A 13139-nucleotide genomic window follows, 5' to 3' on the forward strand; every position below is an offset into this window, starting at 1 on the left:
TCGCCTTTTCGGGATCGGCCAGCTCTTTGCCGCGATCAGATGTGGATCGGCAGGCCCTTCACACCCATGGCCGCTTCCTTGACGGCTTCCGAGTGAGTGGGGTGTGCGTGGCAGGTATACGCGATGTCCTCGCTCGTCGCGCCGAATTCCATCGCCTGCGCGACCTGGGCGATCATGGTGCCGGCCAGGCTGGCGATGATCCAGGCGCCCAGCACGCGATCGGTCTCTGCGTCGGCGATGATCTTCACGAAGCCATCGGGTTCGCGATTGGTCTTGGCCCGGCTGTTGGCCATCATCGGGAACTTGAAAGACTTGACCGTATGGCCCGCTTCCTTCGCAGCGGCCTCGGTCATGCCCACGCCGGCGAACTCGGGCATGGTGTAGACCACAGTCGGAATGACGGCATGGTTCACGATGCCGACTTCACCCGCAATGTTCTCGGCAACGGCCAGACCCTCGTCCTCGGCCTTGTGCGCAAGCATCAGGCCGGGCACGCAATCGCCGATCGCCCAGACGCCTTCGACCTTGGTGGCGAAGTCGTGGTCGATCTCGATCTGGCCGCGCTGGTTGGTTTCCAGCCCGATAGCCTCAAGGTTCAGGCCGTCAGTGTTGGGCCTGCGTCCGATCGCCACCAGGACGGCATCGGCCTCCATCGTCTCGGCATCGCCGCCGGCAGACGGTTCGATGGTCAGCGTCGCCTTGCCATCCTTGACCGTAGCGCCGGTGACCTTGGTCGAAAGCTTCAGCTCCAGGCCCTGCTTCTTGAAGACCTTGGCGGCCTCCTTGCGGACATCGTCGTCCATGCCGGGCAGCAGCTTGTCGAGGAATTCGACAACCGTGACCCTTGCGCCCAGCCTGCGCCACACGCTGCCAAGCTCAAGCCCGATCACGCCGCCGCCGATCACCACCATGTGTTCGGGGACCTTGGGCAGCTTCAGCGCGCCGGTGCTGTCGACGATCACACCGCCGTCATTGTCGACCTCGACGCCGGGAAGCGGCGTTACCGACGATCCGGTCGCGATTACGATGTCCTTGGCGGTGTAATCCTTGCCATCCACCTTGATCGTGCTGGCATCGACGAAACTGCCCTTGCCCTTGATCCAGGTGACCTTGTTCTTCTTGAACAGGAACTCGATGCCGCCGGTCAGCTCCTTAACGGCCGTCATCTTCTCGCCCATCATGGCGTCGAGATCGAGCGACACGTCCTTGGCGATCACGCCGAACTTGGCCATCGTGCCATGTGCAGCCTCGTCGAACAGTTCCGATCCGTGCAGCAGCGCCTTGGAAGGGATGCAGCCGACATTGAGGCAGGTGCCGCCCAGCGTCTCGCGGCTTTCGACGCAAGCGGTCTTCAGCCCCAGCTGCGCGGCGCGGATAGCCGCCACATAACCGCCGGGACCGGCACCGATCACGATAACGTCGAAGTCTGTTTCAGCCATGATTTCAGTCTCTTTTATCGTCTGGCTATCAAAGGTCGATCAGAAGGCGGGTCGGATCCTCGATCGCCTCCTTGATGATCTTGAGAGCGGTCACTGCCTCGCGCCCGTCGATCAGGCGGTGGTCGTAGGACAGGGCGATGTACATCATCGGACGGATCTCGACCTTGCCATTGATGGCGACGGGCCGTTCCTCGATCCGGTGCAGGCCGAGAACCGCGCTCTGCGGCGGGTTGATGATGGGGGTCGACATCAGCGAACCGAACACGCCGCCGTTGGAGATCGTGAAGGTGCCGCCCTTCATGTCTTCCATCGTCAGCGTGCCGTCCTTGGCGCGCGAGCCGAAGTCGGCGATGTCCTGTTCGATCTGCGCGAAGCTTTTCTTGTCGGCATCGCGCAGGACCGGAACGACCAGGCCGTTCGGGGCCGAAACCGCAACCGAGACATCGACGTAATCGTGATACAGGATCTCGTCGCCCTCAAGCTGGGCATTGACGCTGGGCACGTCCTTCAGCGCAAGGCAGGCCGCCTTGGTGAAGAAGCCCATGAAGCCAAGGCGCACATCGTGCTTCTTCGCGAACATATCCTTGTACTTCGCGCGCGTTTCCATGACCGCGGTCATATCGACGTCGTTGAACGTGGTTAGCAGCGCCGCGGTATCCTGCGCGCTCTTCAGCCGCTTGGCGATGGTCTGGCGCAGGCGGGTCATCTTCACCCGCTCGACATTGCGGCCCGGCGCAGATGCGGCCGCGGGGGCAGGGGCGCTGGTCGACGAAGCCGATGCGTCCTTCTTGGCCTTTGCGGCTGCGAGCACGTCTTCCTTGGTCAGGCGCCCGTCCTTGCCGGTGCCCTTGACCTTGGCCGGATCGATACCGTGTTCAAGAACCGCACGCCGAACCGCTGGGGACAGCACGACGGCATCGCCGCCTTCTTCGCCAGCTTCGACGGTCGGCTCCGGTGCAGAGGCCGGTGCCGGTGACGGGGAAGGAGCGGGCGAGGGGGCAGGGGCGGACTGGGACTTCGCCGCAGGCTTCGGCGAAGAACCGGAGCCTTCCTCGATCGTCGCGATCAGCGCGCCAACTTCCACGTTGTCACCCTCGGCAACCAGATGCTCGCCCATCACGCCCGCGGACGGTGCGTTGACGTCGATCGCGACCTTGTCGGTTTCCAGGCTGCAAATGGGTTCGTCGGCGGCCACGGCTTCGCCGGGCTGCTTCAACCACTCGCCCACCGTCGCTTCGGTGATCGATTCGCCCAATACGGGGACCTTGACTTCGGTGCTCATTTCAATGCCGTCCTTTTACGGAATTCTCTGGGCTGCGGATCACTTCTTGTCCGCGGCGATCATGTCTTCGATCGACAGGCCGAGCGCGTCGGCAACCAGCGCCTGCTGCTGCGCCACATGGCGCGATGCAAGGCCGGTCGCGGGCGACGCCGCGGGTTCGCGCCCGGCATAGCGGGGCCGCGAGACCGGTGCTTCCGCCTCGGCCAGCGCCTGCTCGATCTGGCTCTCGACAAAGAACCATGCGCCGTTGTTGCGCGGTTCCTCCTGGCACCAGACGACCTTCTTCAGGTTCTTCATCCGGCTCATCCGCAACGCCAGCGGTTCGCCGGGGAACGGATAGATCTGCTCGATCCGCACGATGCTGGTATTGTCGAGCCCCGCCTTGTCGCGAGCCTCGATCAGGTCATACGCGACCTTGCCCGAACACAGGACCAGGCGTTCCACCTTGTCGTCGGCGATGTCGGTGGTATCCGACACGATCCGGTGGAAGTGGGCGTCGCCCAGGAAGTCTTCCTTTGCCGACTTCGCCATCGGATGGCGCAGCAGCGACTTGGGCGTCATGATGATCAGCGGCTTGCGGAAGCTGCGCAGCATCTGGCGGCGCATCACGTGGAAATAGTTCGCAGGCGTGGTGATGTTGCACACCTGAATATTGTCGCCCGCGCACAGTTGCAGGAACCGCTCCAGCCGGGCCGAGGAGTGCTCCGGCCCCTGGCCTTCGTAGCCATGCGGCAGCAACATCACCAGGCCGTTGGCACGAAGCCACTTGGCTTCGCCCGCCGCGATGAACTGGTCGATCATGATCTGCGCGCCATTGGCGAAATCGCCGAACTGCGCTTCCCACAGGACAAGCGATTTCGGGTCGGCAAGGGCATAGCCATACTCGAAACCAAGCACGCCATATTCGGACAGCGGGCTGTCATACACCTCGAAATGACCATGCGGGACATGGCACAGCGGTATGTACTTTTCCTCGGTCTCCTGATCGACCCAGACGGCGTGGCGCTGCGAGAACGTGCCGCGACCCGAATCCTGCCCCGACAGACGAACCGAGAACCCTTCGGCCAGCAGCGATCCGAAGCTCAGCGCTTCGGCGGTGGCCCAGTCGAAGCCGGCACCTTCTTCAAACATCTGGCGCTTGGCATCCAGCACGCGGTTCAGCGTCTTGTGGATCTTCACATTCTCGGGAACGCTGGTCAGCGTGCGGCCCAGGCTGTCGAACAGCTTGGCCTCGATCCCGGTGGCGTGGCTGCGCCGCGCGGTTTCCGGATCGGCAGGCTTGTTGAGGCCGGTCCAGCGTCCGCCGAACCAGTCGGCCTGGTTCGCCTTATAGCTCTTCCCTGCCTCGAACTCTCCTTCAAGCTCGTGATGGAACGCGTCTTCCTGGCCCTTCAGATAGCCGGGCTCGATCACGCCTTCCTGCTCCAGCCGCTCGGCATAGAGCGCGCTGACGCCGGGATGGCCGCGGATCTGCTTGTACATCAGCGGCTGGGTGAAGCTGGGCTCGTCGCCTTCGTTGTGGCCAAAGCGGCGATAGCACCACATGTCGATCACGATGTCGCGGCCAAAGCGCTGGCGGTACTCGATCGCCAGCTTGCAGCAGAAGGTAACGGCCTCGGGGTCGTCGCCGTTCACATGCAGGATCGGCGCCTGCACGCCCTTCGCCACGTCGGACGGATAGGGCGACGAACGGGCGAACTGCGGGCTGGTGGTAAAGCCGATCTGGTTGTTGATCACGAAATGGATGCAGCCGCCGGTGTTGTAGCCGCGAATGCCGCTGAAGCCGAGGCACTCCCACACGATGCCCTGGCCCGCGAAGGCCGCGTCGCCGTGGATCAGCACGGGCAGGACCTGCTGGTGCTTGCCGTCGCCGATGTCATCGCGGAACTGCTGCTGCGCGCGCACCTTGCCAAGCACGACCGGGTCGACCGCTTCCAGGTGCGAGGGGTTGGGCACAAGGCTCATGTGCACCTTCACCCCGTCGAATTCGCGGTCGGTGCTGGTGCCCAGATGGTACTTCACGTCGCCCGATCCGCCCACGTCCTCGGGATTCGCAGAACCGCCCGAAAATTCGTGGAATATCACCTTGTACGGCTTGCCCATGACGTTCGCCAGAACATTGAGGCGGCCGCGGTGCGCCATGCCATAGACGATCTCGCGCACGCCCATGGCGCCGCCGTACTTGATGACCGATTCCAGCGCCGGGATCATTGCCTCGCCGCCGTCCAGACCGAAACGCTTGGTACCGACATATTTCTTGGCGAGGAACTTCTCGTACTGCTCGCCGCGGATCACCGCGCCCAGGATCGCCTTCTTGCCCATGATGGTGAAGTCGATCGACTTGTCGGCGCCTTCCATCTTTTCCTGCAGGAAGCGGCGTTCCTCGACATCGGCGATGTGCATGTATTCAAGGCCGACCTTGCCGCAATAGTTCGCGCGTAGGATCTCGACCAGCTCGCGCACGGTCGTCCATTCAAGGCCCAAATTACCGCCCACATAGATCTTGCGGTCAAGGTCGCCCGGCTTGAAGCCGTGATACTCGGGCGTCAGATCCTTGGGCAGTTCTCGATTGGACAGACCCAGCGGATCGAGGTCCGCCGCCATGTGGCCCCGCACGCGATAGGTGCGGATCAGCATCATCGCGCGGACGGAATCGTCTGCCGCCGCCTCGATCGCCTTGTCGTCGACCGGCACGCCCTTCTTCTTCGCCGCTTCCTTCAGCGCCGCCTTCATCCGCGTCGGATCCAGCGCCATCGTCAGGTCGTCGAAGCCGTCCTCGCCGGTCAGCGGCCAGCTCTTGCGCTGCCACGACGGACCGGGCTGGGCCTCGCTCGGCTCCATCTCGGGGAGGAAGGTCTGATGCTCTTTACCCATGGTGTCTTCCAATGGTTGCCCGCAGTCGCAGGCCTGGTGTTTCAGGCCGCGGTCCGCCTCCTCCTCCCCAAGGAAGGCGGGCCGCGGCGAATAGCTTAGGCGAGTTCCTTGAGGAGCCCGTCCAGGGTTTCGCCAAGCAGCGAGGGCGAGGGCGAGACGCGGACGCCAGCCTCTTCCATTGCCGCGATCTTGTCTTCGGCGCCGCCCTGGCCGCCCGATACGATGGCGCCGGCATGGCCCATGCGGCGGCCCGGAGGCGCCGTGCGGCCCGCGATGAAGCCGACCATGGGCTTCTTGCGCCCACGCTTGGCTTCGTCCTTCAGGAACTGTGCCGCTTCTTCCTCGGCGCTGCCGCCGATCTCGCCGATCATGATGATCGACTTCGTCTCGTCATCGGCCAGGAACAGTTCCAGCACGTCGATGAAATTGGTGCCGTTGACCGGGTCGCCGCCGATGCCGACCGCGGTGGTCTGGCCAAGCCCGATATTGGTGGTCTGGAACACCGCCTCATAGGTCAGCGTGCCCGAACGCGAGACGACGCCGACCGAGCCCTTCTTGAAGATCGAACCGGGCATGATGCCGATCTTGCATTCGCCGGGGGTCAGCACGCCGGGGCAGTTCGGACCGATCAGGCGCGCCTTCGAACCCTGCAGCGCACGCTTCACGCGCACCATGTCGAGCACCGGAATGCCCTCGGTAATGGCGACGATCAGCTCCATCTCGGCGTCGATCGCTTCCAGGATCGAGTCCGCTGCGAACGGCGGCGGCACATAGATGCACGAAGCGGTCGCGCCGGTCGCGGCCTTCGCCTCGGCCACCGTGTCATAGTTCGGCAGGCCGATGTGGGTCGTGCCGCCCTTGCCGGGGGTTACGCCCGCAACCATGTGCGTGCCATAGGCCAGCGCCTGTTCGGTGTGGAACGTGCCGGTCGATCCGGTCATGCCCTGGGTGATGACCTTGGTATTCTTGTCGACGAGAATGGACATTTAACGCTCTCCTTGTCGGGAGGGGCGGGCGGCCGTCAGGCCGCCCGGAAGAAATTCAGGCTAGGTCGCCGTCGATGCCCTTGCAGGCTTCCAGCAGTTCCTTGACCGCGTCGACCGACACCTGGAGGTTGCCCTTCTCCTCGTCGCTCAACTCGATCTCGACCACCTTCTCGATGCCGTCGGCACCGATCACGGCAGGAACGCCGACATACAGGCCGTCAACGCCGTATTCGCCGGAAAGATGCGCGGCACAGGGCAGGATGCGCTTCTGGTCGCCCAGATAGGCCTCTGCCATGGCGATCGCGCTGGTGGCGGGGGCGTAATAGGCCGAACCGGTCTTGAGCAGGCCGACGATCTCGCCGCCGCCCGAACGGGTGCGCTGCACGATCTCGTCCAGTCGGCCCGCGTCCACGCCCTTGATCTTGGCCATGTCACCCACGGGAATGCCGCTGATGGTGGAATAGGACAGCACCGGCACCATGGTGTCGCCGTGGCCGCCCAGAACGAAGGCGTTCACGTCCTTAACCGAAACCTCGAACTCCCACGCAAGGAACGTCGCGAAGCGCGCCGAATCCAGCACGCCCGCCATGCCCACGACCTTGTTGTGCGGCAGGCCCGAAAACTCGCGCAGCGCCCAGACCATCGCATCGAGCGGGTTGGTGATGCAGATCACGAAGGCGTCCGGCGCATGCGCCTTGATGCCTTCGCCGACCGACTTCATCACCTTGAGGTTGATGCCGAGAAGATCGTCGCGGCTCATGCCCGGCTTGCGGGGAACGCCCGCCGTCACGATGATCACGTCGGCGCCGGCAATATCGGCATAGTCGTTCGTGCCGGTGATATTCGCGTCGAAGCCCTCGATCGGACCGCACTGCGACAGGTCCAGCGCCTTGCCCTGGGGCATGCCCTCGGCGATGTCGAAAAGGACGATGTCGCCCATTTCCTTCTTCGCGGCCAGATGGGCGAGCGTGCCGCCGATCATGCCCGATCCGATGAGGGCGATCTTCTTGCGTGCCATCGACTCTCTTCCTCTTCTTCTTTCCCGTGGGTGCGCCCTTTTGTGCTGCGAAGATGGGCGCTGTTTCGGGCATGTGCCGTAGGCCCCGAGATAGGCGATTGCAACCGGCAAAAAAGAGGGCTTCTGGATTATCTTTGATAAGAGTTCGCAATAGCAACAATCGATTTCCATCTCGTCAGATGGACAAGTTCAGCTTGCCAACCGATTGTTCTCATGGCTATGCGCCGCGCCATCGTTATGGGTTGGCCGGTTGGGCATGTTGTCGCGCAGCCGGCCCTAAGAGGGAAGATCGGTGCGTCATGCCGTGCGTCAAACGCGTGCGGTCCGGCAATTCCGGCGCTGCCCCCGCAACTGTAACCGGTGAGCGTTCGTCATTTCGTGTCACTGGTCCCGCAAGGGGCCGGGAAGGCCGGCGAAACGCGTCGATCCGGAAGTCAGGAGACCTGCCCGTATCGGTCGTTCGAGCCAGCGGGCGGGGTGTACCGAAGGCATCGGAAAGGCGCGATCCCGCGTCTTCCGACAGGAACGGCAATCGTTCTTGTCCGGAGGATACATGCGTCTTGATTTCTGTTTGGCCACATCGGCCCTCGTCACATCCTGTTTCGCCTTCATCGCCCCCGCCGCCGCGCAGGAAGCGGGCGATCCGATCACCGTCACCGCGACCGGGCTGGAGCTTTCGGTCGACAATACCGGCCAGGCGATCTCCATCATCGATCTGCCCGAGATCGAGACCGTGCAGGGCCCCGACCTGTCCCGCGTCCTGCGGCGCCTGCCCGGCGTCGCGATCAGCCGGAACGGGCCGGCCGGCTCGTTCACCGGCGTGCGCGTGCGCGGTGCGTTTTCGGAACAACTGCTTGTCCTGATCGACGGGGTAAAGGTGAACGACGTCGCCGCGCCCGGCGGCGGGTTCGACTTCGCCAATGTGCTGGCAGGCAGTGTCGAACGGATCGAGCTGCTGCGCGGTCCCAACTCGGTCATCTGGGGGTCCGACGCGATGGGCGGGGTGATGAACCTCACCACCCGGCAAGTCGACGGGATTTCCGCCAGCGCGGAATATGGCGCGTTCGATACCGCCTATGCAACGCTGGCGGGCGGGGTCGTCACCGATCGTGTCGAGGCGGGGCTGACCGGCAGCTGGTACGATTCCGACGGGTTCAGCGCGGCCAGCACGGGCGGCGAAGCCGACGGCTTCCGCCAGTGGCAGCTTGCGGGGCGCGGCCGCTTCCACGTAAGCGACGCGTTTTCGCTAACCGCCAATGGCCGCTATGCCGATGGCCGGCTCGAGCAGGACGGCTATCCCGCGCCCCTGTACGCCTTTGCCGACACCGACGACCTGCAGGATACCGAGGAATATTCGGGCCGCATCGGCGCCGACTATCAGGGCGACAGGCTGACCCTGCGCGGCGGCTATGCCCTGTCCGACACGACGCGGCTCTATACGGGGGAAAGCTATGGCGATTTCCCCTACGAGACCAAGGGCAGGCTCGAGCGGGCCGAACTGTTCGGCCGTTTCGGCCTTACCGACAGCCTGGGCATCGATTTCGGGGCCGACCGCGAATGGTACGGCTTCGAGGATTCGGGCAGCGACCGCTCGACCACGCTCACCAGCGGACATGGCCAGCTGTCCTGGGGCGGCCCGGCCGTGACCCTCGCCGCGGGCGCGCGCTATGACGATCACGAACTGTTCGGCGACGAATGGACGTTCGGCGCGAATGGCGCGCTGGAACTGGGTGCGCAGCTGCGGCTGCGCGCATCCTATGGCGAGGGCTTCAAGGCGCCCACGCTCTACCAGCTCTATTCCTTCTACGGCGACGAGGGGCTGAACCCAGAGCGGAGCAAGGGCTATGATGTCGGTATCGAGAAGGGGCGCCGCGACGGCATGTTCTTCGCCGCCGCCACCCTGTTCCGCCGCGACAGCACCGACCTGATCGACTTCGATCTGGCGAATTCGGTCTATTACAACATCGGCAGGGCCCGCGCGCAGGGCGCGGAACTCGAACTGGCGGCACGCCCGTCCCAGAACCTGCGGCTTGGCCTCGTCTACACATACCTGGAGACCGAGGACCGGACGGCGGGCGGCACCTATCAGGGCAATAACCTCAACCGCAGGCCGGATCACGCGGTCACCGCCATGGTGGACTGGGCCACCCCCACCGGGCTGATGCTGGGCACAGACGTGCGGCTGGTCGGCGACAGCTATGACGATCGCGGCAATTTCACGCGGCTCGACGGCTTCGTGACGGTGGATCTTCGCGCCTCGATGCCGCTGGGCGACAGGCTGGAACTGTTCGGGCGGGTCGAGAACCTGTTCGATGCGGGCTACCAGACGGTCGCGGGCTACAATTCGTCCGGCGCCGCTGCCTATGGCGGAGCGCGGGTGAAAATCTGATGGCGGCGCGGTCGGCAGTCGTGGCGGCGGCGGCAGCAATGCTGGCCGCCTGCACGCCTGCCGCCGCCCCGGCCCCGGAAGGCTCGCGCGTTCGCCAGGATGTGCCGGTTCCCGAAGGCTCGCCTTTGTCCGAAGCCGAGCCCGTCATCGTGTCTCTGAACCCGTGCACCGACGCGATCCTGGCCGAGATCGCACCGGGGCGGCTGGCCGCAATCTCGCACTACAGCCACGATCCGGCGGGATCGTCGATGCCGCCCGAACTCGCGGCGCGCTTTCCCGCCGTGTCGGGCAATGCCGAGGAAGTCGCCGCGCTCCGGCCCGACCTGGTGGTGGCCAGCACCTTCCTGCCGCCCGCCACCGAACAGGCCTTCGCGCGCATGGGCCTGCGCGTGGTCAAGACCGGCACCATCACCACGGTCGCCGATTCCATCGCCCAGATCCGCGAACTCGCGGCGCTGGCGGGCGAAGTCGAGGCTGGCGAGAGGCTGGTCGCCAGGATCGAGGACAGCCTCCGCGCCGCCCGGCCTGCCGAGGGCGCCCGCCCGCTTCCCGCGCTGGTCTGGCAATCGGGCGGGCTGGTGCCGGGCGAGCAGACTTTGATCAGCGATCTGCTTGTCCGCAGCGGCTTCGCGAACTGGAGCGCGGGGCGCGGGCTGGGGCAGGGCGCGCTGCTGCCGCTGGAACAGGTGCTGGCCGACCCGCCCCCGCTGATCCTAATCGCGGGCGCGGGCGGCGAGGAAAACCGCAAGCTTGGGCACCCCGCGCTGACGGCGCTGGACGGCACCGCGCAGGCGCATTTCGATCCGCAGCTGCTCTATTGCGGCGGTCCGACCATCCCGCGCGCGCTGGAGCGGCTGACGCAGATCCGCGCCGAGGTGGCGGGGTGAACCGCCTCAACGCGGTCCTGCTCGCCGCCATCGGCGTGGCACTGCCGCTCTCGCTGCTGGCGGGACGGGCATGGATCGCGCCCTGGGCTGAACCTGTGCCCAATGCTGCCATCATACTGGCCGAACTGCGTCTTCCGCGCGGCTTGCTGGCGCTGATCATCGGCGCCGGTCTGGGCGGAGCGGGCGCGGCGATGCAGGGCTATCTGCGCAATCCGCTGGCCGATCCTGGCCTGTTCGGGATCGCACCGGGCGCGGCGTTCGGCGCGGTCATGGCGCTGTTCCTGGGCGTGGCCGCCATTCCGCTGATCCTGCCCTTGTTCGCACTGGCAGGCGCCGCGGGGGCGATGGCGCTGCTGGCGCTGATCGCGGGGCGGACGGGGGGAATCGCGCTGTTCACCCTGGCCGGACTGATGATCGCAAGCCTTGCGGGCACGCTTACCAGCCTGGCCATCAGCCTCTCGCCCAATCCCTTCGCCATGTCAGAAATCGTGACCTGGCTGATGGGGGCGCTGACCGATCGCAGCTGGGCGGACGTATGGATCGCAGCGCCGCTGACATTGGCGGGACTGATCGTGCTGGCGCTTTGCGGACGCTCACTGGATGCGATGATGCTGGGCGAGCAGGCAGCCCTGTCGCTGGGGGTGCAGGCCCGGCGGCTGCAATGGGGAATCGTGGCAGGCGTGGGCCTGACCATCGGCGCGGGCGTGGCGGTGGCGGGGATCATCGGCTTCGTCGGGCTGATGGTGCCGCATCTTGTCCGCCCGTTCACCGACCGGCGTCCCTCCAGCCTGTTGGTGCCGAGCGCGCTGGCAGGGGCGCTGCTGGTGCTGGTCGCCGATACGGCATGTCGGCTGGCGCCGATGGCCAGCGAGCTGCGCCTGGGCATCGCGCTGTCGCTGCTGGGCGCGCCCTTCTTCCTGGCGCTGCTGCTGCGTCTTCGGCGGGAGCTTGCCTGATGATCGCGGCCCGGGCCCTGACCGTGCAGAAAAGCGGCACGAACGTGCTGGAACGTGTCGATTGCGTGATCCGTCCGGGTCAGATGACGGCCATCTGCGGTCCCAACGGTGCCGGCAAATCCACCCTTCTGACCGCGCTGGCCGGCCTGATCGCACCCGCGGGGGGAGAGGTCGGGCTGGACGGAACCCCGCTAGCCGGATTGCCGCCGCGCCAGCGGGCGCGGGCGATCGGCTTCCTGCCGCAGCAGGCGGAAACCGCCTGGGACGTCAATGTCCGTACACTGGTCGGGCTGGGGCGCTTGCCCTGGCGCGCCGTTCCGGGCCGTCCGGTCAGGGCAGGGCAGGAAGCGGATGATGGCGCGATATCCAGCGCGGTCCGCGACATGCAGCTGGATGCCCTGATCGACCGGCCGATCTCGACATTGTCGGGCGGCGAGAAGGCGCGGGCGATGATGGCGCGTGTCCTCGCCGGGGAACCGCGCTTCATCCTTGCGGACGAGCCTTTCGCCAGCCTCGACATCGGGCATGCGCGCGACCTGGCGCATCTGCTTCGCTGCCAGGCAGCCTATGGACGCGGATTGGCCATCGTCATGCATGACCTGGCGCTGGCGATGAACCATGCGGACCGCGTCATCGTCCTCGATCGAGGGACGCTGGTCGCGGACGGCAGGCCCGAGGATGCGCTGGACGAGGCGGTGATCGGCAAGGTCTGGGGGACTAAGGTTCGCTGGCTGGGCGAAGCGGGCGCCCGCGCGCTTGCCATCTAGGACAGCCCATAGGCCACGACCGGATCGTAATGCGCGCCCTTGGCTGACAGCGTGCTTTCGACAAGGAAAAAGCGTTCCACCGTAAAGGGTTCGCTTCGCAATGCGCCATGCTGCGCCAGGAACGGGGCAATGTCGCCCGCTCTGCCCGAAAGCCTTGCCAGGGTGACGTGGGGCGCGAATACGCGCGTTTCCGGCGCGATCCCGGCGGACCGGCAAGCGCTTTCGACACTCTGCTGCAACTGGATGAGCGCGCGAGAGGGCGCGACGCCCGCCCACAGCGTATGGGGCCTGCCCTTCTTTTCGAAATGCCCGGCGCCGCGGATCGCCAGATCGAATTTCCCGGCCCGCACACTGCCCAGCGCATCGGCGATGTCGTTGGCCTGCGGCGTATCCACCTCGCCAATGAAGCGCAGGGTCAGGTGGAGCTGATCCTCGCCCTGCCAGCGGACATTGTCGACGCCTTCCATCGTGTCGATCAGCATGTCGATCACGTCGGGCGGCGGCTTGATGGCAACGAACAGGCGATGGCTCATGACCCCAC

The 13139-nt window shown here is 65.5% G+C and carries 10 protein-coding genes and 1 riboswitch; of the genes, 4 read left to right on the forward strand and 6 right to left on the reverse strand.

Annotation, left to right across the window (positions count from 1 at the left end):
- Positions 1 to 35: 35 nt before the first annotated feature.
- From lpdA to mdh, 5 genes are all read right to left on the reverse strand, one after another.
- On the reverse strand, positions 36 to 1439 hold the full coding sequence (gene lpdA, locus A9D14_RS04195; protein WP_066843194.1) for a dihydrolipoyl dehydrogenase: 1404 nt from the start codon (positions 1437 to 1439) through the stop codon (positions 36 to 38).
- A gap of 28 nt (positions 1440 to 1467) precedes the next feature.
- Positions 1468 to 2721, reverse strand: a complete 1254-nt coding sequence (odhB, locus tag A9D14_RS04200; RefSeq protein WP_066843196.1) for a 2-oxoglutarate dehydrogenase complex dihydrolipoyllysine-residue succinyltransferase — start codon at positions 2719 to 2721, stop codon at positions 1468 to 1470.
- Between the two features lie 39 nt (positions 2722 to 2760).
- Entirely contained in the window at positions 2761 to 5595 is a 2835-nt protein-coding gene (locus A9D14_RS04205) for a 2-oxoglutarate dehydrogenase E1 component (RefSeq protein WP_066843198.1), read from the reverse strand.
- Positions 5596 to 5690: 95 nt separating this feature from the next.
- The gene (sucD, locus tag A9D14_RS04210; RefSeq protein WP_066843200.1) at positions 5691 to 6581 is read right to left on the reverse strand and encodes a succinate--CoA ligase subunit alpha; all 891 of its coding nucleotides are present in this window, start codon (positions 6579 to 6581) and stop codon (positions 5691 to 5693) included.
- Between the two features lie 55 nt (positions 6582 to 6636).
- Positions 6637 to 7599: a malate dehydrogenase gene (gene mdh, locus A9D14_RS04215; RefSeq protein WP_066843202.1), complete on the reverse strand. Its 963-nt coding sequence runs from the start codon at positions 7597 to 7599 to the stop codon at positions 6637 to 6639.
- Between the two features lie 227 nt (positions 7600 to 7826).
- Positions 7827 to 8064, forward strand: a riboswitch (cobalamin riboswitch).
- A 106-nt stretch (positions 8065 to 8170) separates the two neighbouring features.
- Between mdh and A9D14_RS04220 the strand changes: the two genes are divergently transcribed.
- The 4 genes from A9D14_RS04220 to A9D14_RS04235 are packed head-to-tail and all read left to right on the forward strand — an operon-like array spanning position 8171 to position 12598.
- Positions 8171 to 9988 carry a TonB-dependent receptor plug domain-containing protein gene (locus A9D14_RS04220; protein ID WP_232468759.1) on the forward strand — a complete coding sequence of 606 codons (1818 nt, stop codon included), beginning with the start codon at positions 8171 to 8173 and terminating at the stop codon, positions 9986 to 9988.
- Entirely contained in the window at positions 9988 to 10875 is an 888-nt protein-coding gene (locus tag A9D14_RS04225; RefSeq protein ID WP_066843206.1) for an ABC transporter substrate-binding protein, read from the forward strand. Before A9D14_RS04220 ends, A9D14_RS04225 begins: the two co-directional genes overlap by 1 nt.
- Positions 10872 to 11831 (forward strand): FecCD family ABC transporter permease, encoded by a 960-nt coding sequence (locus A9D14_RS04230; protein WP_066843207.1) that lies wholly within the window; start codon positions 10872 to 10874, stop codon positions 11829 to 11831. Before A9D14_RS04225 ends, A9D14_RS04230 begins: the two co-directional genes overlap by 4 nt.
- Positions 11831 to 12598, forward strand: a complete 768-nt coding sequence (locus tag A9D14_RS04235; protein WP_083987621.1) for an ABC transporter ATP-binding protein — start codon at positions 11831 to 11833, stop codon at positions 12596 to 12598. The genes A9D14_RS04230 and A9D14_RS04235 overlap by 1 nt, the downstream gene beginning before the upstream one ends.
- Here the strand turns inward: A9D14_RS04235 and thpR are convergent.
- Positions 12595 to 13131: an RNA 2',3'-cyclic phosphodiesterase gene (gene thpR, locus A9D14_RS04240; RefSeq protein ID WP_066843209.1), complete on the reverse strand. Its 537-nt coding sequence runs from the start codon at positions 13129 to 13131 to the stop codon at positions 12595 to 12597. The two genes, A9D14_RS04235 and thpR, sit on opposite strands and share 4 nt — an antisense overlap.
- Positions 13132 to 13139: the final 8 nt, after the last annotated feature.

Source organism: Croceicoccus marinus, from assembly GCF_001661675.2.
Taxonomy (GTDB): Bacteria; Pseudomonadota; Alphaproteobacteria; order Sphingomonadales; family Sphingomonadaceae; genus Croceicoccus; species Croceicoccus marinus.

Excerpts from the sequence above, each read along its gene's own strand:
- lpdA (WP_066843194.1), bottom strand. The coding sequence starts at position 1,439 with ATGGCTGAAACAGACTTCGACGTTATCGTGATCGGTGCCGGTCCCGGC.
- odhB (WP_066843196.1), bottom strand. The coding sequence starts at position 2,721 with ATGAGCACCGAAGTCAAGGTCCCCGTATTGGGCGAATCGATCACCGAA.
- A9D14_RS04205 (WP_066843198.1), bottom strand. The coding sequence starts at position 5,595 with ATGGGTAAAGAGCATCAGACCTTCCTCCCCGAGATGGAGCCGAGCGAG.
- sucD (WP_066843200.1), bottom strand. The coding sequence starts at position 6,581 with ATGTCCATTCTCGTCGACAAGAATACCAAGGTCATCACCCAGGGCATG.
- mdh (WP_066843202.1), bottom strand. The coding sequence starts at position 7,599 with ATGGCACGCAAGAAGATCGCCCTCATCGGATCGGGCATGATCGGCGGC.
- A9D14_RS04225 (WP_066843206.1), top strand. The coding sequence starts at position 9,988 with ATGGCGGCGCGGTCGGCAGTCGTGGCGGCGGCGGCAGCAATGCTGGCC.
- A9D14_RS04235 (WP_083987621.1), top strand. The coding sequence starts at position 11,831 with ATGATCGCGGCCCGGGCCCTGACCGTGCAGAAAAGCGGCACGAACGTG.
- thpR (WP_066843209.1), bottom strand. The coding sequence starts at position 13,131 with ATGAGCCATCGCCTGTTCGTTGCCATCAAGCCGCCGCCCGACGTGATC.